Origin of the sequence: Aeromonas ichthyocola (assembly GCF_046087985.1) — a bacterium.
GTDB lineage: Bacteria > Pseudomonadota > Gammaproteobacteria > Enterobacterales > Aeromonadaceae > Aeromonas > Aeromonas rivipollensis.
Genome location: NZ_JBJSWH010000007.1, coordinates 21,354 through 44,322, shown reverse-complemented (window position 1 = coordinate 44,322; position 22,969 = coordinate 21,354). Strand labels below are relative to the sequence as shown.

Sequence of the window (22,969 nt, the reverse complement as noted above, 5' to 3'; positions counted from 1 at the left end):
CGCGACAAAAATGCGAGTCATCACTCACCCGCTCAGGCAGACAAACACTACGAAACAAGGAGATAAGACGCAGGCCCACCCCAAAGCGCCCCTCTCCTTGTCCCCATATCATTTTCAGGGCATCACTTCGCGGCGATAAATAATGCGATCGTTGCCCCTGTCACGGCCAAAGATCGCCATCCCCATCAGGTGATCCTCGGTCGCGGGATCCGCCAACCAGGTCGGCGCCAGGGGTTGCAGCGGCTGTTTCTCCAGCACGATTTGATAGGGAATGCGCACCGCCTGATTGGGCGGCGCGAAGTGGAAGCTGGTCTCGCCGCCATCGAAACCGGTCTGAGTGCCGCCCGGTGCCACATTGCCGAGGCCAAGCCGGATGCGGGTGCCATCTTTTAGCGTCAGGTCCCCCGTCCCAGCGTCATAGCGTTGATCCGCATCGGTGAAGACAATGCCGCCACCCGCCAGGGAGATCTGGCTGCAGGCATTCTGTTGGCTGCAGACATCCTGCTGGTTGACTCGCCACAGGCCCCTTTCGAAATATTGCACCTGCAGGGGCAGCGCCAGCGGGGCGCTGTCGACCCCCTGACGAGTGCTGGCCAGTAGACGGCCATAGTAGGCGATCATGGTATCTTCCGATCCCTTCGGAATAGATAGCTGCCTGGCGGTGCAATTCACCCCGCTCTGGCAAGTGCCGGTCACGGCTGGGTTCATATCACGATCTACGAGGAAGCTGGTCTCTGGCGTTTCACCGTCCTCCACCTTGAGCCCCAGCCGCAGCCGCCGCAGTGGCTCCTCCGGTGCTGTCAGGGTCGGGGTCAGCTCTCGCAATCGCATAAAGCGGGTTTCACCTGTCTGCTTGCCTGTTCCCTCGGTCCAACTGGCGGCCAGCGGTGCCAGCCGATTAGAGCGATCCACCCCGTCCTGGTTGTTGGCGGCCACCAGAGAGAGAGTGCCCCTGGCAAAGGCCCCACGGTAGTTCTTCGTAACCCCCCCCTCCTTGTTGCGCGCCTGCACCGTCGTCTGCACCCCAAACGGCTGGCTCATATAGCTAAAACCGCCGAATGCCGGGGTGACGCTGCCGCTCACCAGATTGAAGTCCACCGGAATAAAGCGCCCTACCGGCACGCTGGCAGCGGGCGGTATGGTGTAGTTGAAATAACCTGCCGCCGGCGGGGTCGCCGTCATCCGGAACACCCCGACCTCGTTGACCGACTGGCCGACGGAGTTGAGGTTGCTGTCCTTCTGGTTGGAGTGGTCGTAGCTGGATGTGCCGACCACCGCCTCGACACCGGACTTGGGGGCCACCAGCTCGCTGCCGAGCGCAATATTGGCCAGCACGAAGTTGGGGGTTGCCAGGTTGCCGCTGCACAAGTCCTTGTCATCGTCGGCCTGCCAGGCCACCCCTTTGATATTCAGCTGGAATGCCTCACCGGTCTTCTTGAACACAGGGCAACTGGCATCCCCTGCCGCACAGGTCCCCTGGGCAGGCGTGATGCAGAGCCCGACCGGACGGCTGACGAACAGATCCGACCCCGTCATCACCAACCCTGCCGTGTCGCCGCTGCCATCGTGGCGGGCATTGAGCCGCATCTGGCCCGCATCCGGGTAATTCACTTTCTTCAGCGTCGCCTTGCCCTGACTATCAAAGTTCAAGTTGATGATCGTGCTCGCTGGCGAAGCCACATCGGCGGCGTTAGTGGAAATAGGATTGCCATCTATCGTGACCTGGCTGCCAAATGCATTGGCATTCGGAGTGACATAAGTCCCCCAGAAGCCCACCGAGCGAGTGCCGGTAAAACCGGGCACACACTGTTGGGTCACATCGTCTTTCTTGACGGCGCTGATCACCACATCCTGTGGCTTGTTGGCATAGGTATCCAGCACGTTGAACAGGAAGCCGCTGTCGGCAAAGCTGAGGGTACAGGCGGCGGTGCTCAAGGCGCCGCTGCCCGCCCGGCAAAGTGTCGTGCTAAGTGGCTTGGTGGACGGTGTCGAGCCACTCACCCCCACCCTCATGGCGCTCGCCAGATTGTTGCGCAGCTGCAATTTGGCGGTGCCGTCGCTGAAATTCACGGTAGCTGTGTTGCCGCTGTAGCTCACCTGGCTGTCGGCCACCCAGCCGTTGCTGCCGTTTTTAAGCGGCGTCAGGACGGCGCTCACCGGATCCGTGAACAACTGGCTGCAGCTGGCGTTGGCGCAGGCCCGGATGATGAGGGTCTCCGGGTTGCAGGTCAGGGCCTGGCCGGAGTGATCGAACTCGAAGTGATCTATCGCCGCAGTGACAGGGGGGGGCATCTTGTCATTGATGGCGGTGGTGCCAGACATAAACAGAGAGCGACTGGTCGTTCTACCGTTGATAACGCTAGCGTTATTCATATTTAATGCCTGATCGGCATATACCAGGCCGTTGACTAGGCTTTCACCATTCAAGTTGACATTCTGGTATCCAAACAGCAGCACAGATCCCGTCTTGGCCGCGTTGAGACGCCCGCCATTAAACTCCACCGCGTTGACGAAGATACGCACATTGCCACGGGTTTCAATCTCCCCGCCCTGATTGACGACGAGTCTGTCTATCCAATAATCCCCGGCGGGCAGCACCACTTTTGCTCCCCCCAAAGCGAGAGCCTGGATTCTGTACTCTTGACGGGTGCTGGAGAAGGTCAGGGTGCAGGCACTGTAGAGGCTGATAGTCCCGAACTGGTATTGGCTGGCACTGCCAAGCGTCAATTGCTGCCCACTATTACAGTGACCGATGTCACCATCACTGCCCGAACTGTTCAGGAAGCTGTTACCACCCGATGTAGACATCCCTCGGATGGAACGGTCGCTGATAGAGCAGAGCCGGCGAGAACCATTGGCGTTGTCACAGCCATCCAATGGCATGCCGGAACCCTGATTCGAGTCGCAGAAATTCAATGCAGCACCTGCAGTGCCCGTTATTTTCGCCTGGTTGTTCTGGGTCAGCTTGGCAGCATCCTGACCAGTACAGACAGCGTTGTTATTACCGCGGTGGCCCTGAACCACAGCCGGGAAATAGGTGTCAGTGTCGACGGTTTCGAACCCACAAGCCATACCAGACAACATTGTTAAGACCAGCAACCAGAGTCTCATGGCATCACTCCATCAAAAGCTTCCGCCACCAGGGTGCGGCTGACGGCAAAGCCCGGGTTGGCGCCCGCAGCCTCTGTACCACAGGTGCCCAGACTGGTGAGTCGGTAGGTGGTGCTGGTCTCTCCCCCCTGACTGGCCAGGATCTCGTTGCAGCTCACCGAGACCCGACACCCACTCAGGCCGGGATCCTTGTCAAAGGTACGGGACGCCGCCACCCTGGTGCAGGCGGCGGGCAACTCGGCACCACTGCGATTGGGAAACAGCTGATAGAGGGCGATTTCCAGCCCGCTCTGGGCCGCCATCAGGGCTCGCACCCCGCGCACTTCCACCGTGTTCTTCTCGCCGCTGTCTACCAGGAAGCGGCCCATGGCCGCCGCCAGCAGGGCCATGATGACGATGACGAAGAGGGCGACCATGATGGCGCTGCCGCGCTGGGGCGCCAGCCTGCGGGGGGGCCTAGGGAACATTGAGCGTCTCCAGCTTGTGGTTGAAGAGGACGCGCTCGCCGCGCTGCTCAAGCTCCATCCGCAGTCCCACCTCGCTCTGGCTGAAGGCGGCTGGCTCACGGTAGAAATAATAGGGCGCAGGGCGGACATGCTCGGCCATCAGGGCCGGCGTGCTCCCGTGAAAGTCAGTGCCTATGGCGGCGCTGGCCCGGGTCAGGGCTGCATTCATCACGCAGTAGCGCACCTGCTGACGGGCAAAATAGATGCGCTGCCCCGGCGATTCCTTGGCGAAGGTGTCATCCACCGTCAGCGGCAAGGCTCCCGAGACCGGGCTGCCCACCGAAATAACCCTGGCCACGCAGTTGCCATGGAGGCATCCCTGCTCCAGGTTGAGTGCCGGATCGGCAAGGGGGTAGATGATGGCCTCGTCCTCCTCCCGGGGCAGCACCTCGGGCTCCACTATGGTGAGCCCGCCGCTGGCCGCTGAGCCCAGATAACGGCTGGCGGTGGCAATGGGCCAGAAGCGCAGGCAGGCCCCCTGATCCAGAGGGTTGCCCCCCGCATCCTCGATGCGCACCGAGCCCGGCACCGCATCGCGCAGTTCGCGGTTGAGCCGCTCCAGGGCGAAGCGGGCATCGCTCATCAGCTGCTCGCGGCGGCTGGCATCCCCGTAAATCTGGGTGCCGATGCCGACAAACTGGCTGGTAAAGGTGGCCATGACCCCGAGCAGCAGTATCACCATCACCAGTTCCACCAGAGTAAAGCCACTGTTACCCCGAGGCTTGCGGTAGGTTCGATTAACCTTAATCGGACGTCGGAAGTGGCGCGCGCATCGGACAGGCGGGCAACACCCCATTTGTCGCGCGCATCAGTAATTCCCCCGGTAGAGGGTGAAAGCCAGCTCGCTCTGGTCCGGCAGGCGCACTGCCAGGGCGACGCGCTTGCCGATGGACTCGGCCCCCAGGCCTGAGCTCCCGAACAGGGTATCCGGGGTGACGGCGATCCTGACCTGATAGTGGCGATACTCCTCGTCGCTGACGCCCTCGGCATTCGTCTGGGTAAACTGGTTGGCGTCCACCCAGTTGCCCGCGGTATCGAAGTCATCCACGTCGTTGAACTCGTAGGGACGCGTCTCGCCGCCATCCGGGCCGTAATCGACGACCGGGGTGCAGGCGGGATAGGTCACACCCAGGGCAACTGCCACCTGCTCGCCACAACGATAACGACCACCGTTATGATCCGAATGTTCATCAAACGACTTTTGCAAGATCTCGCCGGAGAGGCGCTGGGCCAGCTGGGCGGCCCGCACCTGCTGCACCGGATCCACCGCCTGCGGCGCCTGATTGATAAGCAACCCCAAAATGCCGGTCAGGCCACCGCCAGCAGCACTATGCCGAACGATCAGCTCAATCAGGGTGAAACCACGCTTAAGGGAGGGCATGGATAAACCCCTCGGATTCAATCTTGATACGGCCACTCTCGCGGCCATCGGTGACTTGCAGCTCGCAGCCACCGACGCAGGTGGACCGAGCGGGCGGCCCATCTGCGCGGATAACGAAAGGAGCTGCCTTGCGGGAGAGGGAGATCCCGCCGGAGGGTCACCGGACGGCCCCTGGTGAGCTGATTAGCACTCCAGTTCGATATGGATTTGGCCGCAGGATCGCCCAAGGGGAAAGGTGAGCTGTGGCCAAACTGCTCCAGCACCAGCTGAGGTACAGCGATTGGCTCCCCTTCATGCATGTTCATGGTCTGCACCAGCCGCAGCCGGGTCACCAGCTCGTCACGCAGGGTTTGAGTTTCAAAGCCGCCTTTGCCCAGCCACTTGGGCACGGCAAAGGCGGCCAGAATCCCGAGCAACAGGATCACCAGTACCAGTTCAATCAGGGTAAAGCCCTTGGTTGCAGGCATGGGGCTCTCATCAGGGAAAAGAGAAAGCGAGGCCGAAGCCTCGCTTTCATGTCGCACACAACATTTACTTACAAGCAGTGACTGCTGACGTAGCCCCTGCAGCAGAAGGCGCTGTGTATATGACATAACAGTCGGTGGCATTACTGAGCAAAACCATCAGGAAGCCCTGTGCCCAACCACCATCCAACAGTCCAATGGTTTTAGCTGCAATACTTCAACCGTCATCAGCAGTTGGGATAACCAAATTTAATACCGTTGACACCATTACCGATATCCAACAGTACTGAAGAAGACCGCTTGTCTCAATTCCTGCGATAACAGCCTTGCTGTAGACCATTGAGCAGCACTTTGAGTTGCAGCAGCAACACCCTGTGCAGCAGCTGCCTTACGCGCATCATCCTGCAGATTCAGGAACTTGGGCGCGGCGGTGACCGCCAGAATGCCCAGGATGATGATCACGATCACCAGTTCGATCAGGGTAAAACCCGCCTGCTTTTTCATTACATTTTCCTCTGTTTATCAATTGATATTGGTAGTCACCTGGCCGGAGGCCGGGCGGTAACTGAAACTCATGTAGGCATCGGTGCTCCCTTGCGGGTCCTGATAGCGCCCATCACTTCCCTTGCTCAGGCTGTTGACCAGATAGTAACGGCAGACCGAATCCAGTCCATTGTTGCTCACCGTGGCATAGAACTTCAGGTCATTGCCGCTACCGCGCACCTCGTCAAAGTTGGCAGTAGCCTTGGGAGGATTCTGCAACAAGCCCTCCCAAATATTGAGACAGCGGGCCGCCGTCAGATTGGCCGGATCCACATCGGGAGCGCCGCTCGCCGCCGTGTCCATGGGATAACCGGGGGAGAGCTCGCCATTGCTGACCTGGCTGTCGGTCGGCGTGGTCAGATAGAAACGGGAACCGTCATACAGCACCGTATTGAGGCTGTCCTGCTTGGCGCGCCCCTCGGCTTCCCACTGGGCCCGCACCAGGGAGACCGCTGTAGCGAAGCCGCCCGATACCCCTTCCACGCTGGCCTTCTTCGCCTCGTCGGTCACGTCGAGAAAACGGGGCAAGGCGGTGACGGCCAGGATCCCCAGAATCACGATGACGATCACCAGCTCGATCAGGGAAAAACCGGCCATCTTCTGACCCGGTCCCTGGCCGGCGCTCACTCTCTTTGCTGCCATGCTGCCTCCGTAATGGTCCGCATTATTTCATGCAGATAGAAAAAAATCATGTGGCTGAAGCACTTGAGGGATCGACTCAAGGCTTCGCCAGTACCCGGCCATCGCTGAAACGGTAGAACAGCCAGTGCCCTTCCCAACCAAACTCGCAGCCGTCCCCATGCTGGCTGGCGAGTGCCTGCCAGGACGGCAACCCCGGATCTTCGGGGCCTATCAGCGTCAGCCAGAGCTGGCGGCAGTTGGCGGAGGGTGACTGCAGCGGCAGCACCGCCAGCGGCCAGCCCCGCCCATCGAACTGCCAGGCCACCCCCTCCGCATGCAGCACCTCGGGGCGCCGCTCATCGAGCCAGCGCCCGTGCAGTCGCTGGGCCCGCTCGGCAAATTGCTCCCCCAGCAGGCTCAGGCTGACCGCCAGCGCCTCTTCCCTGTGGCTGCGATAGCTCAGGGCCAGGGTGGCAAGGATGACCAGCAGCAGGAGACAGGCGATCAGCCGCCTGTAGCCTCCCAACCAGCGCTCATCCTGCTCGGACTGTCTGCTCATGCCTCTCCCGCATCTTGTCTACCACAAACAGCACGCGTCATTGGCCATGCCCGATTCTCATCATGTCCCGCCATACACACATCACTGGCCGCGAACCGCACGCATCATACCCCCCACCAGGAGGAGTGAAGATACCGTCTATTGACCACGCACGGCACGCATCATGTCCCACATGGGCGTAAAGATACCGAGCGCCAGCACCAGCACCATGACGGCCACTATGCCGATGAGGATGGGCTCGATGCGGGCGGTGAGGCTCTTGAGGTCATAATCCACCTCCCGCTCGTAATACTCGGCCGCCTCGTGCAGCAGCTCGTCCACCTGGCCCGTTTCTTCCCCCACAGCAATCATCTGCATCACCAGAGGGGTGAACAGGCCGCTGGCACCGGCGGTACGCAGCAGGCTCTCGCCACGCTCTATGCCCGCCCGCATGTCGCGGATCTGCCCCGCCATATAGGCGTTATCCACCGCATCGGCCACCAGGGTCAGCGCCGTGTTGAGCGGTACCCCGGCCTTGAGCATCATGGAGAAGCTGCGGGCAAAGCGGGCCAGCAGGGAGCGCTCTATGATGGTGCCGACTATGGGCAGCCTGAGCTGCCAGCGATGCCAGGTCAGCTTGCCCTGGGGGCTGGCGACCCAGCGGCGCCAGCCAAACACCATGCCCGCCAGGATGGCCAGCAGCAGCCACCAGTAGTGGACGAAGAAGTGGGAGGTGGCGAGCAGGATCCGGGTCGCCAGCGGCAGCTCGACCCCGAACTTGGCAAACATGCCGGCGAAGACAGGGATCACCATGATGTTGAGGATCACCATGGCGATGCCGATGGCAATCATCACGAAGCTGGGGTAGCGCATGGCGGTCTTGATCCGCTTGCGGGTCTCCAGCTCCAGATCGAAATAGTTGGCGAGCTGCAGGAAGGCCTCCTCCAGCTGGCCGGTGTTCTCGCCGACGTGGATGATGGCGACGAACAGGCTGTTGAACACCTTGGGGTGCGCCTGCATCGAGCTCGACAGCGGCCGCCCGTTGCCCAGATCCTCCCCCAGGGTGTGCAGTGCCCGCTTGAGGGGCTTGCTGTGGGCGCTCTCCTCCAGCCCGGCGATGGCGCGCAGTATGGGAATGCCCGCCCGGGTCAGGGCATACATCTGGCGGCTGAACACCACCAGCTCCTCCAGCTTGACGCCCCCCTCCAGCAGCAGCGACCAGTCGATGCCGGCCGCCTTGGCCTTGCCCGCTTTGAGCTCGGTGGGCATCACGCCGCGGCGCATCAGCTGCTCGGCGGCGGCCAGCTCGCTGGCGGCCTCCACCATGCCGCTGACGGCCTGGCCCTGACTGTCGCGCCCCTTGTAGTTGAAGCTGCCCATGGCTTATCCCAGATCCTCGGCCAGCCTGAGCACCTCATCCACCGAGGTGATCCCCTCACGGGCATAATCGAGCGCCGTCAGGGCCAGAGGCCTGTAGTGCTCGTGCTCGCGCGCCGCCCGGGCAAAGCCCTCAGCATCGTTGCGGCGCAGGGCATCCATCATGGGTTGATCCAGCTCCAGCAGCTCGTAGACCCCGATCCGGCCCGCATAACCGGTGAAGTTGCAGCTCTGGCAGCCACGTCCCTTGCGATAGGTGCTGGCCGGGTGCCTCGCCGGAGAGCATGGTGAGCCAGGTGGCCTGCCCCTGGTCCGGCGCCGTCTCGCAGGCGCAGTGCTCACAGACCCGTCGCACCAGACGCTGGGCCACCACGGCCCGCAGGGCGCTCGCCACCAGATAGCCTGGGGCCCCCATGTCGATGAGGCGCAGGGCGCTGGTGACGGCGTCATTGGTGTGCAAGGTGGTCAGCACCAGGTGGCCGGTGATGGCGCCACGCAGGCCTATCTCCACCGTCTCGTTGTCCCGCATCTCCCCCACCAGCAGGATATCGGGATCCTGACGCAGGGTGGAGCGCAGCACCTGAGAGAAGGTGAGCCCTATCTTGGGGTTGACCTGCACCTGGTTGACCCGCGGAAGCCGGTATTCCACAGGGTCTTCCACCGTGATGATCTTGTGGCTGGCCTGGTTGAGCTCAGAGAGGGCGCCGTAGAGTGTCGTTGTCTTGCCGCTGCCGGTGGGGCCCGTCACCAAAATCATGCCGTGGGGGCGTTTGAGCTGGCGCCGGAAGCGGGACAGGATGGCCGGTGGCATGCCGGTTTCCGCCAGCGACAAGATGCCGGAGGATTGATCCAGCAGTCGCATCACCACGGATTCCCCGTACTGCACCGGCATGGTGGACATACGCACATCCACGTCCCGGCCGCGCACCTTCATGGCGAAACGGCCATCCTGGGGCAGCCGCTTTTCGGAGATGTCGAGCCCGGCCACCAGCTTGAGGCGCAGCACCAGCGCCTGGGCGATGCGTACCTCGTTCAGTATGTTTTCGTGCAACACGCCGTCGATGCGCTGGCGAATGCGCAGCACCTTCTCGTCCGGCTCTATGTGGATGTCGGAGGCCCCCACCTGCACCGCGTCCTCGAACAGGGAGCGCAGCAGCTTGGCCACCGTCGCCTCCCCCTCGTCACCGGCCCCGAGATTGCTGGAGCCCAGCTCGAAGCCGGCGTCCTGATACTCTTCGTGCAGCTGCTCGGCGAAGCTCTCTATCTCCCGGGTGCGGCGATAGAGGCGGTCGAAATACTCCAGCAGCTGACCTTCCCGCGCCACCGCCAGCACCATTTCGCGGGGGCTGAGCAGGGCGGCGATGGCATCCAGGGCGCTCAAGTCGGCGGGATCCGACATGGCCACTGTCACCTTGTCGTCGCTGAGGTTGACCGCCAGGGCGCGATAACGGCGGGCCTGCACCTCGGGCAACAGGGTCACGGCCGAGGCGTCTATGGTGAGGTTGTTGAGATCGAAGAAGGGTACGTCCAGCTGGCGGGCGAGGAACTGCAGCAGCTGCACCTCGCTGATGAAGCCGAGATCGATGAGGGTGGTCCCCAGCTTGCGCCCGGTCTGACGCTGCTGCTGCAGGGCGAGCTGCAACTGATCATCCGAGATGATCTGCTCCTGTACCAGCAGGTCGCCGAGGCGCATTTTCAGTCTGGGTTGTGCCATTGTTGCTCCGATTCCTGTGATTTCACACCCGTTGCCGCATCCGATTCCGCTTCGCTAATCGAACCTGCTGTTTATCAGGGGGTTAGTTGGCCAATTCGTTGTTCCAGCCAGTTGGTCGACGCCTCGCCGAGGTTGCCGTGCAACAAAGCGTTGCGATAGGCATCGAGCGCCCGCTGGCTGTGGCCCTGACCATCCTCGGCCACGCCGAGACCAAGCCACCAGCGGCCCTGATCCGGCTGCTGACGCAGCAGCTTCACATAGAGCGCCGCCGCATCGGCATTCTGGCCCAGCTCCTGAGTCAGCCCGGCCCAGGTGGCGTAATAGTCCATGTTGCTGGCGAGATCCGGCTGATAGGCCGGACAGCCAGCCGAGCGCCTGCTGCTGTTGCCCCTCGCTGATGGCAAGGCGGGCCAGCAGCAGACGAAAATCGGCCTGTTGGGGATCGAGCCGGATCCCCTCTTCCAGCAGCTGACGCGCCTCGGTCAGACGGCCCTCGCCGTAGAGCAGCCCCGCCAGCTGCTCGCGCGCCCCCTGGTTGTAGGGGTCATGGACCAGCACCTGATAGTAGTTGTCCTGCGCATCCCGCAGCCTTCCCTTGGCCATGGCGGTGGTCGCCTTGCGCTCCGCCAGTGCCGCCAGCTCCTTGGCCGACAGCTCCACCGTCTCGATCTTCAATACGCTCGGTTTGCGCGGTGCGCTGGCGACTGCCTGCTGCTCTGCCGCCAGTTCGGCGTAAAGCTCGGGCTGCAGCTCTTCATCGCTCGGCTCGGACTCGTCAACATCGCTGGAGGCATCAAAGGGCGCACCGTCGGCCGTGTCGGCCAGTCATCTTCGGCCGACCTCATCATTCACCTCGTCCTGACTTGGCAGCGGCAGCGTCGGCCGACCACCTCGACCGGCTCGGGCGGGCTGACTGGCGCGGTGGCCCTTGCCACCACATCGGGAGCAAGCACTTCGCTGGCAGCCGTCACGCTATGGGTCTGCTGCCAGTAGATCCTGAACATCGCCAACCAGAGGATCCCCAGCGCCAGACCGCAGATCAGGGTCAGCAGCAACATCCACCATCCCTGCTGACGCACAGGGGCAATATAGACGGCAGCGCCATCGGATCCTGCTGGCGCTGCTCCAGATCTTTCAGCATCTGGTTGATAACGCTCATGGCCAGACTCCATAAGCCAGGGCGCACCCCAGCAACAGTAACAGGGGCCACCAGCGCCGTGGCGCAAAGCGGCTCGCATCGTCGGTATCGCGAATGGCGAGCCGTACCAGACGGCTATCGACCTGACGCACCCCTGACCATAGGCCAGCATCAGGCACTTCTGCGCCAGGATATTGATCAGTCTCGGGATCCCTCGCGATGCACGCCACAACAGACGCATGGCTCGACCTGCAAACAGCGGTGCCCCGCGATAACCGGAGACCTGCAATCTGTGCTCCAGATAGGCGCGGGTCTCGTCAAAACGCAGCGGCCGCAGGCAGTAGGAGAAGCCAATCCGCTGGCGCAGTTGGCGCAGATGCGGCTTGGCCAGTCTGGCATCCAGCTCCGGCTGGCCGAACAGCACGATCTGCAGCAGCTTGCTCGATTCGGTCTCGAGATTGCCGAACAGGCGGATCGCCTCCAGCGTCTCGTCCGGCAGCGCTTGCGCCTCGTCGATCAGCACCACCACCCGACTGCCCTGCTGGTGCAGGCTGATCAGGTGACGATGGATACGATCGGTCAGATCCAGTTCGCTCTGATCCCGTACCGCCAACCCCAGCTCCAGCGCCAGCGCGATGCGCAGCTCGGCCGGGGTGAGGTGGGGATTGGGCAACCAGGCAAGCCGCACCGGACGCGCTTCCGAACCCAGCTCGCTGAGCAGCTTGCGGCAGAGCAGGGTCTTGCCGGTGCCCACCTCGCCGGTCACCTTGATAAAACCCTCCCCTGCGCCAGCGCCCAGTTCAGCACCTGCAGCGCCTCTTCGTGAGGCGGCAGGCCGTAGTAGAAGCCGGTATTGGGGTGAGGCTGAACGGTGCCTCCTGCAGGCCGAAGTGGGTCAGGTACATGAGACCCCTCACCTGCCACGGCAAGCAAGCAGCCTGTGCTGGCAAGGCAGCACAGGCCGTTCGGGATAAGGCCAATCGCATACTGGTTCATGGCTTAGCCCTTGGGCGGATACCATTTGTCGAGCAGCTCGGAGGAGCGTTGCAGCTCTTTCTGCCAGGTGTCTTTCTCCACCACTGTCGGCTTGAGCAGGATCACCAGCTCCACCTTCTTGGTGCTCTCCCGGCGGTTGGTAAAGGCTTCGCCGACCCAGGGAATGTCCCCCAGCAGCGGCACCTTGCTGACGATCTCCTGCTTGTCGGTCTTCATCAGGCCGCCGATGACGATGATGTCGCCATTGTTGGCCTGCACCACGGTATCCGATTCACGAATGGAGCTCTTGGCGAGCGGCAGCACCAGGGGATCCGCAGTGCCGACGTTGATGGTCTTGTTTGCTCTTCGGTATCGATAACCGAGGGATGGATATGCAGCAGCACCTTCCCCTCTTCATCGATCTGCGGCGTTACATCCAGCGCAATACCGGAGAAGAAGGGGGTCAGCTCCACATTGGGCGTCTTGTCTGTGCCCGTCGAAGTAGTGGTGGTGGTGGTGGACGCATTTGTGACGTAATACTCGTCCGTCCCCACCTTGATCACCGCCTTCTGGTTGTTGGTCGCGGTGACACGGGGACTGGAGAGGGTATTCACATCACCCTGGGTCTTGAGCAGGTTGACCGCCACGTTGAAGTTGCCATCGGAGATGGTGAAAGCCAGCCGCCACCCAGCGCCCTGAAGATCTGGTTGGGGGTCGAGGCGATGGGTATTGGCCAGCGACTTGCCACCGGTAATGCCCTTGTTGCCATCCCAGCTGGCGGAGAGACCGCTCCAGTCCACCCCCTGCTCATACCCTTCGTTGAGGGCGACTTCGATGATCCGAGCCTCCAGCACCACCTGCCGCTTGAGGTGACTCTCGGACTGGGTCAGGAATTCACGCACCGCCTTGAGCTCTTTCGGGTAGGCGCGAATGGTGACCAGACCCGCCTGCGGGCTGGTGATCACGGCGCGACCGTCGCCCGTGCCGATCAGGGTCTGCAGGGCGTCGCGCAGATCGGTCCAGTAGTCGCTGTTGCTGTCGGTCTCGATACGGGTGCCGTTGCTGTTGTCACTGTTGCGAGTTGTTGCTGGTTGAGTTGTTGCTGCCGCTGTTGTTGTTCGATGCACTGTCAAAACTGCTGTCGCTGCTGTTATTGCTGTCATTGGCCGTCACCCCGCCGGTGCTGACCGAGGTGCGGGAGAGGCCGCGACGGGACATCATCAGGTAGTTGACCGGGATGGTTTCGGTGCGCAGACCCGCCGGATAGATATGGAAGACATTGCCCTTGCGCTGCACATCGAAGCCGTACATATCGCCCACCACAGCCAGCACTTCCGGCAGGGTCACATCCTTGAGCTCGACGGAGACCAGCCCGGCCACCCCGGGGTGGACCGCCACGCTGTAGCGGGAGCCCTTGAACAGGGAACCGAAAAACTCCACCGCCTCCACGTCATGGGCCGCGATGCGCAGCCGCTTCTCCGGCATGCCGACCGGCATCTGCGGCCGGTTCAGCTGCAGCAATTCACTTTGCACCGATTTGGGCAAAGTGGTCAGCGGCGCGGCCTGTTTCTGCTGTTCGTTCATGGCCTGTTTGAGGGCATCCTTGGCCTGGGTCGGTTCTGGGTGCTGATAGCTGGTACAGCCTGCCGCCATCATGGCCACGGTGATCAGACAGAGACGGTGTTTTTTCATGTAATTGGGCACCCTGACTTGCAATTAAACTCGATAAAGCCCGCCCACCTCTCGAGGAGGCAACACGACTTCAAACCCGGATCTTGCTGGCAAACAGGGTTACCGCTGGCGTTTTCCCGCCTTTTCCAGCACCACGGCATCGGCATTGATGGCCACCAGCGTATAGCCGTCCACCTGTTGGCCGACCCGATAACTCTTGCCATTGAGTACCGCCAGTGCCGGGCCATTGCCCAGCATGACGCTCTGCAGCCTCGGCAAACCGGCGCTGCTCTGCCAGTCGCACTGGCGCCAACCGCCACATCCGCCAGCGGCGCGGTGGGATCCTGCAATACCTCGGGCTCCGCCTGTACCAGCAAGCTGAACAGGCAACAGCACAATGCAAACACTTAGCCACGAATAAACTCCTTGCTGGTGCTCAGGGTGTAGATCTCCATCTCCACCACCGCGCCGGGATAGGCTCGACCTGATAGTCGAACTGCTTCCAGTAGAAGTGGCGCGGCAAGGCTTCCAGCGCTTTAAGGTATTGATAGACATCGAAATAGCCGCCTTCAAGCTGAAGCCGGATACCATGCTTGAACAGGTTGATTTTTGCTCGCCCGCCATCAGCGGCTCGGCTCCAGCGAACTGAGCGCCAGCATATGAAGATTGGCGGAGCGGGAGAGCAAGCGCCTCCAGCACCAGCGGCATCTCGTGGGCCGGGATCAGATCCACGGTCTGGGCCTTGAGCTCATCGTCCAGCCGGGCCAGGGACGCCTCCACCTGCGCCAGCTGGTCGCACGCCCTGATTGGGATCCCGCTTGAGCCGGGCCTGCTTGCCCTGAGGTTTTCCAGCTCATGATCTCGAGGTCGCGCTCGGCGGCGCTCAGGGCCATGCGATCCTGCTGCAGGCGGGTATCGGCGTCATCGAGCCAGCCGTAGAGTCCGGCAGCCCCCAGCAGCACCAGACCGGTCAGCAGGATCAACACCCGCTCCCGCTGGCTCAACACGGCGATACGCTGGCCCCATCCCTGCCATTGTGCTTTCAGGTTCATCAGGGTTTCTCCCGCGCAATGCCGCTCAACTGGAAGGTCAGGCGACCCTCCTTGTCACGGCCGAGGGTCAGTTCACCAAACTCCTTGCCTACCAGACTCGGGGTCTGCTTGAAGCGGTTGACCCAGGCCGGTACATCCTGACTGCGTCCGGCAAAGCCGGAGAGGTTGATCCGCCCTTCGTTGATCTCGATGCGCTGCAACGAGAGATTGCTGTTGCGAATGCGGGAGAAGATCCGCCATCACGCTGGCGTAGCCCTGGGATTTTTGCAGGGTCAGGCTGCCCAGCTGGCGCATCAGCCCCTGCTTGGCCGTCAGCTCATCCTGCTTGTTGACCAGTTGCTGTTGCAGCCGGGGATCTGCCTGATGGCGCGCCAGCTCGGCGTCGAGCCGCTGCGCCTCGCTGCGCTTGAGTTCCAGCTCGGCAGAGCGCTGCGCCAGCGCCCGGCTGACCTGCTGCTGCTGCCAGCTGTAACCGACACCCCAGCAACAGGATCAGCAGCAGCGCAGCCCCATACCAGCGCCATCTGATTGAGGCTGGCCCACTGCCGCTTGGGTCGAAACTCGGCGCCATAGAGGTTTATCTGACGTTTCATCACGCATCCTCCCCGATGGCGGCGCCGTAGGCCGAGAGATACTCGACGCCGGCCAGCACCGCCTTGTTGGCCATGGCGGAGACGGCAAAGCCGAAGGTCTGCTCCATGTGGCGCACCAGGGTACCGATAAAGGGCGAGGCGATGGCAAACTGCATCTGCCCCAGCTCGGGCAATTTCAGCTGGCCCGCCAGATAGTCGAGGGAGCGCTGGATCTCCAGCGCCAGCGAATCGAGCAGCATGCTGTCCGGCTCATGTTCGCCAGTCAGGCCGCTAAAACCGCGCAGCTGGCGGGAGAAGCAGAGCCCCCCTGATGGAAGACCAGCAGTTGCAGATCCTGCCCCTTGGGCTGCCACAGCAGCATGCGCACCGTCTCGTCCGCGTCATAGAGAGAGGTCATGGCCAGCTCGTCGCTGATGATGGATTGCAGGGTGGCGATGCCATTGATGGCATCGGCCAGCTGCTGCACCCGGCTCTTGGGCAGGCAAATCACATTGATGCGCGGGCGACCGGCCGGCGGGGTGGGCAAGTCCACATAATCCATCGCCAGTTGCAGCACGGGTTCGCTGACATAATCCTTGATGGCCCAGGGGAGCGCCCCCGCCATCTCGGCGTCGGGCACGGCAGGCTTGTCGATCTGGATCTGTTGATAAAGGCTGGCGGCGAGGGCCACCCGCACCTTAGACTTGGCCAGCCCATGACGGCTGAACAGCTCGTTCATGGCCACTGCCCACTCCTGTGGGCCGTTGATGGTGCGACAGGTAAAGATGGGGGGATTGCCCACCGCAGCCAGCATGATCCTGTCATTGGCCAGCAGGAGCCCGACCTGGCGGCTTGGCGTCGACCGTCTGAACAGTTGTTTCATGTAAGCCCGCCCATCAATAGTGATTAAATGTATGAAATATTAACATAAACAGCAGATTAGCCTCCAGATTAAAAGACGGACTCACCATTGCAAGCCAACCTTTCCGCCAGTCAGAGGGTCCGCCATCCTCCCCTCGCCCCTGCAACGCCTCCACCATCCGTTGCTGACCCGCTATGGTGTCGAGCTGTGGTGCAAGCGGGATGATATGATCCATCCGGCCATCTCCGGCAACAAGTGGCGCAAGCTCAAGTACCACCTGCTGCATGCCAAAGAGCACGGCAAACGGCATCTGCTCTCGTTTGGCGGCGCCTACTCCAATCATATCCACGCGCTGGCGGCAGCGGGGTCCAATCTGGTCTTCGTACTACCGGTATCATACGGGGCGAATATGACGCCGTCAGTAACTCTACCCTGCGGGCGGCCCAAGGCTGGGGAATGGATCTCGTTTTTGTGGACCGCCAGAGCTATCGGCGGCGCCAGGATCCGGACTGGCTGGCCCAGTTCGAGGCGCCGGACACCCTGATAGTGCCGGAAGGGGGCAGCAGCCCGCTCGCCATCCCCGGGGTGGCCGAGCTGGTGGCCGAGGTGCCCTTCTCGCCGGATCTCTGGGTGCTGCCCTGCGCCAGCGGCGGCACCCTGGCGGGGCTCATCGCGGGCAAGCGGGAAAGAGAGCAGATCCTCGCCATCGCAGTGCTCAAGGGGGGCGCCTTCCTCCACGATGAGGTGTGTCGGCTCAACCCGGCGGCGGCCACCACCGGCGGCTGGCGGATAGCCCAGGAGCACCACGACGGCGGTTACGCCAGGTTCAGCCCGGCCCTGTGGCAGTGGGTGCAGGCATTCAGCGCCCACACAGGCCTGCCGCTGGAGCCCATCTACAGTGGCAAGGCGATGTGGGGACTGTTTCGGGAGCTGGCCGCGGGCCGGATCCCCCGCGGCAGCCAGGTGGTCTTCATCCACACCGGCGGCCTGCAGGGGCTGGCGGGTCTCAGGGAGCAGGGCAGGCTGTAAGCCAGGACCATTCGTCGATCGCCCTTGGGGCCGGGGCTGCCCCGCAGGCAGGAAGTCAGGCCCCTAGCGGCTGACAGGCTCCGTCAGGCGGGCATCACCAGCCGCTCTGGTTCGGCGAACCAGGGCCCCTGGCCCGCGTGCACGCCGAGGTGGCGCAGCATCTTCCACTCGTCGCCGCTCTCCACCCCCACCGCAATCACCCGGGCCTGGGTATTGGCACAGCCCCCCACCAGGCTGCGCACCGCCATCTGGTTGACCTGACGAAGGTGGATCTCCCGCACCAGGCTGGGGTGCAGCTTGAGGAAGTGGATCTCGAACTCCTTGATGTACTGGGTGCTCACCACATCCTGGCCGGCATGATCTATGGCCAGTCGGCACCCCAGCATGCGCAGCGCCCGTAGTGGCCGCTTGAGCGCCTCGTAGTGACGGGTCACCTGGGACTCGGACAGTTGCAGTATCAACCCCTCATTGATGCTGCGCGGCAACTGGAACAGCTCGAAGAAGAGCTCCCGCTGGAACTCCCGGTTGAGCAGGTTCTGGGCGCTGAGGGAGAGGCTGACGGGGCAGCTCGACTCAGGTCGCTGGCGCAGCAGGCGAAGGGTCTGGGTGACCACCAGCCGGTCCAGCGGCAGCAGCAGGCCGGCCTTCTCCGCCATGGGCATGAAGACCCCCGCCTGTAACTCCCGCCCCTGCTCGTCATGGAGGCGGATCAGCAGCTCCTGTTGCAGCACCACCTGATCCCGCTCCTGCTGCACAGATTGCAGATAGAAGGAGATCCCCTGCTCCTCGATGCGACGGTTGATCAGGGTGCGCCAACGCACAGTCCCCTTATTGCTCGCCCTCTTCGTCCAGGGACTTCTCGTAGAGGAACCAGCCGCTGTGGCCCTGCAGGCGCGCGCTCTTGAGGGCCAGCTCGGCCTCTTCCTGCACCTTGAGCAGGGAGTCTTCTGCCTGATAACAGACGGCGCCGAGGTAGACGGCCGTCTCCAGATTGACCGACTCGGGCCAGTGCAGCCGCTGCAGGCTCTTGAGCAGCTGGCTGGCGCCGTCCACCATCTCGCTCTCGGACATGTTGGGCAGCAGCACGGCAAAGACCTGGCCGGCGTAGCGGGCCTGCAGGGCGCCGCTGTGCTTGCGCACGAAGGTACCGATGGAGGCGCTCGCCTCCATCAGCAGATCCTGGCTCGGGCGTCCGTTCAGCTCGGGATCCAGCTCCTCCAGGCCGGCCAGCTCGATCAGCAGGACGCCGCCGCTGATCACGCTCGCCTCCATGATGGCGTTTTCCAGCCGGTTGTCGAAGAAGAGGCGGTTGCCTATGCCGGTCGTCTTGTCGACGAAGGCGTTGCTGCGGATGAAGTTGTCGAACCGGCTGCGCTCCTTGCGGGCATCGGCCAGTTCGGCCAGCAGATGGGTGAGGGCCTGGCTGGCGGAGAGGGGCCACTCGTCGGCGGGATCATGGGCCAGCTTGGTCAGCTTGCCATCCAGGATCAGCTGGGCGCGCTCCGCCAGCAGCTCGGCACCGCGCAGCTGCTGGCGCAGCCAGCGGATGGAGTACCAGAGGCCGAACACCACTATGAAGACCCCGAGGGAGATGCCGAACATGGCCTGCATGGAGTACTCGAACTCCTTGAAGGGCCTGTCCAGCTTGAACTCGGCCTGCATGCCGGCCTGATTGGGAATGGCTGTGCTGTAGGGGATCAGCAGACTCTCGTCCGTCTGCTGCTGCACATCGCGAAACCAGTAGACCCGCTGGTTGTCCTGGCGCACCTCCAGCTCCACCACATGGGCAGCCCGCAGCAGGGTGGGCAGCCAGCGGCTCATATCCTCCATGTCGTGGCAACATCAGCTGCTTGTCGATCACTCTCGACCAGCGAGTCGACCTTCTTTTGCTGCAACTCCATGCCCAGCTCGCGAAAGCTGAACACCCCGCCAATCAGCACGGTCCCATGGCTGCAATCACGCACAGGGTGATAAATGAGACAAGCTGTGTAGTGAGTTTCATGCGCCTTTCCGTATGCCCAGCATCATCCATGTCGCCTCATGGTAGCAGCGGCGATCGCACCGCGCCTATGGATGAAGATCCCGCTTCTGCAATTTAAGCGGGCAAGCATAACCCAAAGCAGAGGGAGAATACCAAGGATGACGGGCTACAGATGCGGGACAGGGCGGGATGACAGACAGAAAAATGGTCCCTCAAAGGGGACCAAAAGGAACACTCATATCAAAACTAACACTCTGTGCTACTGACAAAAAAACAGATACAGGAGTATTGAACACACGGTGAGTCAAACCGCACGGCTACTCTAATGCAGTTCGGATAAGCTGGACAATTGTCATTTATGACAGGTCAGCGATTGAATCTTCAGCAGTCGTTTTATAAAACATTTTTATCAGCAGATTATAAATCTGCTGCACAAGTGTGACAACTCCGACTCAAATTGATGCAGCTAATGCTCTATGATGGCAAAGTCCATTTGTGTCTCATGAAACTGGCAGGTACTTCCTTTGCGTATATCTCCCCCCTCTGGCTCACCCTGTTGCTGTTCGCCTGCCTGTCGTGGGCAGCCAGCCCCTCGGCCTGTGGTTTGCCAAGCCGATGGCCCACCATCTGCTGGAAGAAGAAGGTTGGAGCTCAAGGGGCCATGGCAGAACGCCACCGGGAGCTGGATGCCGCCATCAACAAACAGCTGGCACAAGTTTGAGTTCAACTGCGGCGCCAAAGACATGGAGCTGCTGCGCGATCCGCGCTTCTACAACAGCCACATCCGCCTGCAAGGGCTGGAGCTCGCCTCCGGTGGCAGCTGCTCCAGCCTGGGGGTAGGATCCCGCTGATCAAAGAGCTCCAGAACTAGCGGGCAGAAGTTCGGCAAACTGGGGATCACCGCCACCATGGCCAAATTTCACACCGAGCAGGAGCTGGTGGCCTTTACCGATCCGGTGACAACCTCGCCTACTGGGTGCTGGATAACAGCTGGAGCCACGACCTGCTGCAACACCCCTGCAGCCACTGCTTCTATCTGGAGTTCAGCCAGCAGCAGCCGATGCAAGCCAGTCCACTTCCCCCGCGGCGACAGCGCCATCAAGCAGGAAGGCAGCCAGAGCCTCAGCCTGAGTTTCTTCGACCCCAATGAACTCACCAAACAGACGGTCTGGGCGGGAAAAGCGCTGGAGCAATATGCCCATGAGCAGGCCCGCCACTACGGTCTCTGGTTCGGTATCGCGCTCGGCGCCCTGCTGGTCGCCGCCTACTGGCTGCTGCGCAGCTATCGGCGCTCCCTCAAGGGACTGCTGCAAACCGGGTGGCACGCAAGGAATTTATTGCCCTCTATCAGCCCGTGGTGGACAGCCGCAGCCAGCAGGTGGTGGGCTTCGAGGCGCTGCTGCGCTGGCAGCGGGGAAACGGCGGCTGATCCCTCCCGGCACCTTCATCGACTATGCAGAGGAGCAGCAGCTGATCCTGCCGATGACCAGCAGTTGCTGGAGCAGGTGATCACCGACCTGCCCAGCTGGCCCCGGAGCAGTGGGTCAGCGTCAACATAGTGGCCGCCCACCTCGAGCACCCCCTGCTGCGCACCCTGCTGCTGCTGCCACGGCTGGCCCTCCCCCGCCCAGCTCACCTTCGAGCTGACCGAGCGCAAGCCCATCACTCGACATCAAGGCTGCCATCGAGGAGATCACCCTGCTGCAGCAGCAGGGGTATCACTTCAAGCTGGATGATTTTGGCACCGGCTACGGCGGCTTCGCCTACCTGCAGCGCCTCGGGATCCGCCAGATCAAGATCGACAAGATGTTCGTCGACACCATAGGCACCAACGACCTCAAGCGCAGCGTACTGGATGCCACCATCGCCTTCGGCCGGGAATCGGGCATGGAGATGATCGCCGAAGGGGTCGAGAGCGTCAGCTGCAGGTCGACTACCTGAGCCAGCGCGGCGTCACCTGATCCAGGGCTACTTCTTGCAAACCCATGGCGCTGACCAAGGGATTGGCAGTTGAACACCTGGCTGCTGGCAGGATGGCCGTCAGAACCAGCGGCTCGGGGTTGATGCTGGCGGTAGCGCCGTAACCCAGCCCTGCCATCAGGCGGGTAAATCCTCCTGCAGGCCCGGGCCCGGCTCATGGTGAAATCAAACCGTCTCCTGCCACCCCTTATTAACATTCAGCAACAAAATGATTTTGCCCTGACGGGGATAACAACCTTTATCATAAGGAGCCGGTTATCGCGCAACCGATAACCGCGCAGCCTGTTTATGTCATCCGGTCGTCCACGCCCCCTGAATGAGAACCACTGCCTATGAAGTCCTTTATCCGGCAAGAGATTGCCCTGCCCGTTGGCCTGCTGACCCTGCTCTTCTTCAAGACCCTGGGCAGCGACCTGCTGACAGAAGCAACCCCCCTTGCGGTTTACCTGCCGGTGTCACTGGCCCTGCTCGCCATCGTCACCTGGGCCATCTTCTCCGTCGTGCGTCACTCCGACGCCCTGGCCATCAAGCTGGGTGAACCTTTCGGCACCCTGATCCTGACCCTGTCGGTCATCTCCCTCGAGGTGGTGATGATCTCCTCCGTGATGCTGACCGGCGACCCCAACCCCACCATGGCCCGCGACACCATGTTCGCCGTGGTGATGCTGGTGACCAACGGCCTGGTGGGCTTCACCCTGCTGTTTGGCGGCTGGCGCTATCACACCCAGAACTTCAATCTGGACGGGGTCAAATCCTACCTGGTCGCCATCATTCCCCTGGCCCTGCTCTGCCTGGTGCTGCCGAACTTCACCCGAGGCGGTACCCTGGGCAGCATGTCCAGCGCCATGTCCTGGATGCTGATCATCATCTCGGTCCTGCTCTACGGCGTCTTCCTGCTGATCCAGACCCGCAGCCACAGCCACTTCTTCGTCGACAGCGACCACGAGGACCACGAGGAACACCACGGCATACTACGCAGCAACGTCTATCACACCCTGCTGCTGCTCGCCTACCTGGTGGTGGTGATACTGCTGGCCAAGACGCTCGCCATCCCCATCAACTACGGGGTCCATGTGCTGGAGGCCCCGGCGGCCCTGGGCGGCTTCATCGTGGCCTGTATAGTGCTCGCACCTGAGGCTGTCGGCGCCATCAAGGCCGCCTTCAACAACCAGTTGCAGCGCGCCATGAACCTCTACTTCGGTTCCGTGCTGGCCACCATAGCCCTGACGGTCCCCTCTGTGCTGTTCATCGGCTCCCTGCTCGGGCAGGAGGTGCGCCTCGGCCTCTCCGCCGCCGACATGGTGCTGCTCATCACCACTCTCATGGTGTGCAAGGTGACCTTCAGCAGTGGCCGCACCAATGTGCTCCATGGCGCCACCCATCTGGTGCTGTTCGTCGTTTATCTGTTCCTGATGTTTGAGCACGAATAACGGATCAAGCTACCGCAGCAACGA

The 22,969-nt window shown here is 62.1% G+C and carries 11 protein-coding genes and 11 pseudogenes; 4 read left to right on the top strand and 18 right to left on the bottom strand.

Going from position 1 to position 22,969, the window contains the following annotated elements; all coding sequences use genetic code 11:
* Nucleotides 1-114: 114 nt before the first annotated feature.
* The 16 genes and pseudogenes from ACF2JD_RS19175 to ACF2JD_RS19100 form a co-directional block, all read right to left on the bottom strand.
* On the bottom strand, nucleotides 115-3,111 hold the full coding sequence (locus ACF2JD_RS19175; RefSeq protein WP_440987981.1) for a DUF6701 domain-containing protein: 2,997 nt from the start codon (nucleotides 3,109-3,111) through the stop codon (nucleotides 115-117).
* Nucleotides 3,108-3,578 carry an MSHA biogenesis protein MshP gene (locus ACF2JD_RS19170; protein WP_440987980.1) on the bottom strand — a complete coding sequence of 157 codons (471 nt, stop codon included), beginning with the start codon at nucleotides 3,576-3,578 and terminating at the stop codon, nucleotides 3,108-3,110. The genes ACF2JD_RS19175 and ACF2JD_RS19170 overlap by 4 nt, the downstream gene beginning before the upstream one ends.
* Nucleotides 3,568-4,413, bottom strand: coding sequence for a prepilin-type N-terminal cleavage/methylation domain-containing protein (locus tag ACF2JD_RS19165; RefSeq protein WP_440987979.1), 846 nt, complete (start codon nucleotides 4,411-4,413; stop codon nucleotides 3,568-3,570). The genes ACF2JD_RS19170 and ACF2JD_RS19165 overlap by 11 nt, the downstream gene beginning before the upstream one ends.
* A gap of 12 nt (nucleotides 4,414-4,425) precedes the next feature.
* Nucleotides 4,426-4,998 (bottom strand): MSHA biogenesis protein MshD, encoded by a 573-nt coding sequence (locus ACF2JD_RS19160; RefSeq protein WP_440987978.1) that lies wholly within the window; start codon nucleotides 4,996-4,998, stop codon nucleotides 4,426-4,428.
* Nucleotides 4,999-5,015: 17 nt separating this feature from the next.
* Nucleotides 5,016-5,465, bottom strand: coding sequence for a prepilin-type N-terminal cleavage/methylation domain-containing protein (locus ACF2JD_RS19155; protein WP_440987977.1), 450 nt, complete (start codon nucleotides 5,463-5,465; stop codon nucleotides 5,016-5,018).
* A 64-nt stretch (nucleotides 5,466-5,529) separates the two neighbouring features.
* A pseudogene (locus ACF2JD_RS19150) lies at nucleotides 5,530-5,966 on the bottom strand (prepilin-type N-terminal cleavage/methylation domain-containing protein).
* 18 nt (nucleotides 5,967-5,984) lie between these two features.
* On the bottom strand, nucleotides 5,985-6,647 hold the full coding sequence (locus tag ACF2JD_RS19145) for a prepilin-type N-terminal cleavage/methylation domain-containing protein (RefSeq protein WP_440987976.1): 663 nt from the start codon (nucleotides 6,645-6,647) through the stop codon (nucleotides 5,985-5,987).
* Between the two features lie 76 nt (nucleotides 6,648-6,723).
* Nucleotides 6,724-7,185, bottom strand: coding sequence for a hypothetical protein (locus ACF2JD_RS19140; protein WP_139744579.1), 462 nt, complete (start codon nucleotides 7,183-7,185; stop codon nucleotides 6,724-6,726).
* A gap of 138 nt (nucleotides 7,186-7,323) precedes the next feature.
* Complete coding sequence (locus ACF2JD_RS19135; protein WP_139744578.1) at nucleotides 7,324-8,544, bottom strand: type II secretion system F family protein; 1,221 nt, start codon at nucleotides 8,542-8,544, stop codon at nucleotides 7,324-7,326.
* Between the two features lie 3 nt (nucleotides 8,545-8,547).
* Nucleotides 8,548-10,255: pseudogene (gene mshE / locus ACF2JD_RS19130) on the bottom strand (MSHA fimbrial ATPase MshE).
* A gap of 74 nt (nucleotides 10,256-10,329) precedes the next feature.
* A pseudogene (locus tag ACF2JD_RS19125) lies at nucleotides 10,330-11,414 on the bottom strand (tetratricopeptide repeat protein).
* Nucleotides 11,411-12,298, bottom strand: a pseudogene (locus tag ACF2JD_RS19120) (ExeA family protein). The pseudogenes ACF2JD_RS19125 and ACF2JD_RS19120 overlap by 4 nt, the downstream one beginning before the upstream one ends.
* Before the next feature lie 94 nt (nucleotides 12,299-12,392).
* Nucleotides 12,393-14,060 (bottom strand): annotated as a pseudogene (mshL, locus tag ACF2JD_RS19115) (pilus (MSHA type) biogenesis protein MshL).
* Nucleotides 14,061-14,130: 70 nt separating this feature from the next.
* A pseudogene (locus ACF2JD_RS19110) lies at nucleotides 14,131-14,446 on the bottom strand (SctD/MshK family protein).
* Nucleotides 14,447-15,091 (bottom strand): annotated as a pseudogene (locus ACF2JD_RS19105) (MSHA biogenesis protein MshJ).
* A complete protein-coding gene (locus tag ACF2JD_RS19100; RefSeq protein WP_440987975.1) occupies nucleotides 15,091-15,291 on the bottom strand; it encodes a hypothetical protein in 201 nt (66 codons plus the stop codon). Before ACF2JD_RS19100 ends, ACF2JD_RS19105 begins: the two are co-directional and overlap by 1 nt.
* 7 nt (nucleotides 15,292-15,298) lie before the next feature.
* On the opposite strand from ACF2JD_RS19100, the gene ACF2JD_RS19095 reads away from it, so the two are divergent.
* Nucleotides 15,299-15,619: a hypothetical protein gene (locus ACF2JD_RS19095; RefSeq protein ID WP_440987974.1), complete on the top strand. Its 321-nt coding sequence runs from the start codon at nucleotides 15,299-15,301 to the stop codon at nucleotides 15,617-15,619.
* A 64-nt stretch (nucleotides 15,620-15,683) separates the two neighbouring features.
* On the opposite strand, the pseudogene ACF2JD_RS19090 reads toward ACF2JD_RS19095, so the two are convergent.
* Nucleotides 15,684-16,546 (bottom strand): annotated as a pseudogene (locus ACF2JD_RS19090) (MSHA biogenesis protein MshI).
* Between the two features lie 87 nt (nucleotides 16,547-16,633).
* Here ACF2JD_RS19090 and ACF2JD_RS19085 point away from each other — a divergent pair.
* Nucleotides 16,634-17,554: pseudogene (locus tag ACF2JD_RS19085) on the top strand (1-aminocyclopropane-1-carboxylate deaminase/D-cysteine desulfhydrase).
* Nucleotides 17,555-17,637: 83 nt separating this feature from the next.
* Here ACF2JD_RS19085 and ACF2JD_RS19080 read toward each other — a convergent pair.
* Nucleotides 17,638-19,556, bottom strand: a pseudogene (locus ACF2JD_RS19080) (EAL domain-containing protein).
* Nucleotides 19,557-20,037: 481 nt separating this feature from the next.
* Between ACF2JD_RS19080 and ACF2JD_RS19075 the strand changes: the two are divergent.
* Together ACF2JD_RS19075 and ACF2JD_RS19070 are read left to right on the top strand one after the other, a co-directional pair.
* Nucleotides 20,038-21,619 (top strand): annotated as a pseudogene (locus tag ACF2JD_RS19075) (EAL domain-containing protein).
* A gap of 228 nt (nucleotides 21,620-21,847) precedes the next feature.
* Nucleotides 21,848-22,945, top strand: a complete 1,098-nt coding sequence (locus ACF2JD_RS19070; protein WP_163137290.1) for a calcium:proton antiporter — start codon at nucleotides 21,848-21,850, stop codon at nucleotides 22,943-22,945.
* Nucleotides 22,946-22,969 lie beyond the last annotated feature (24 nt).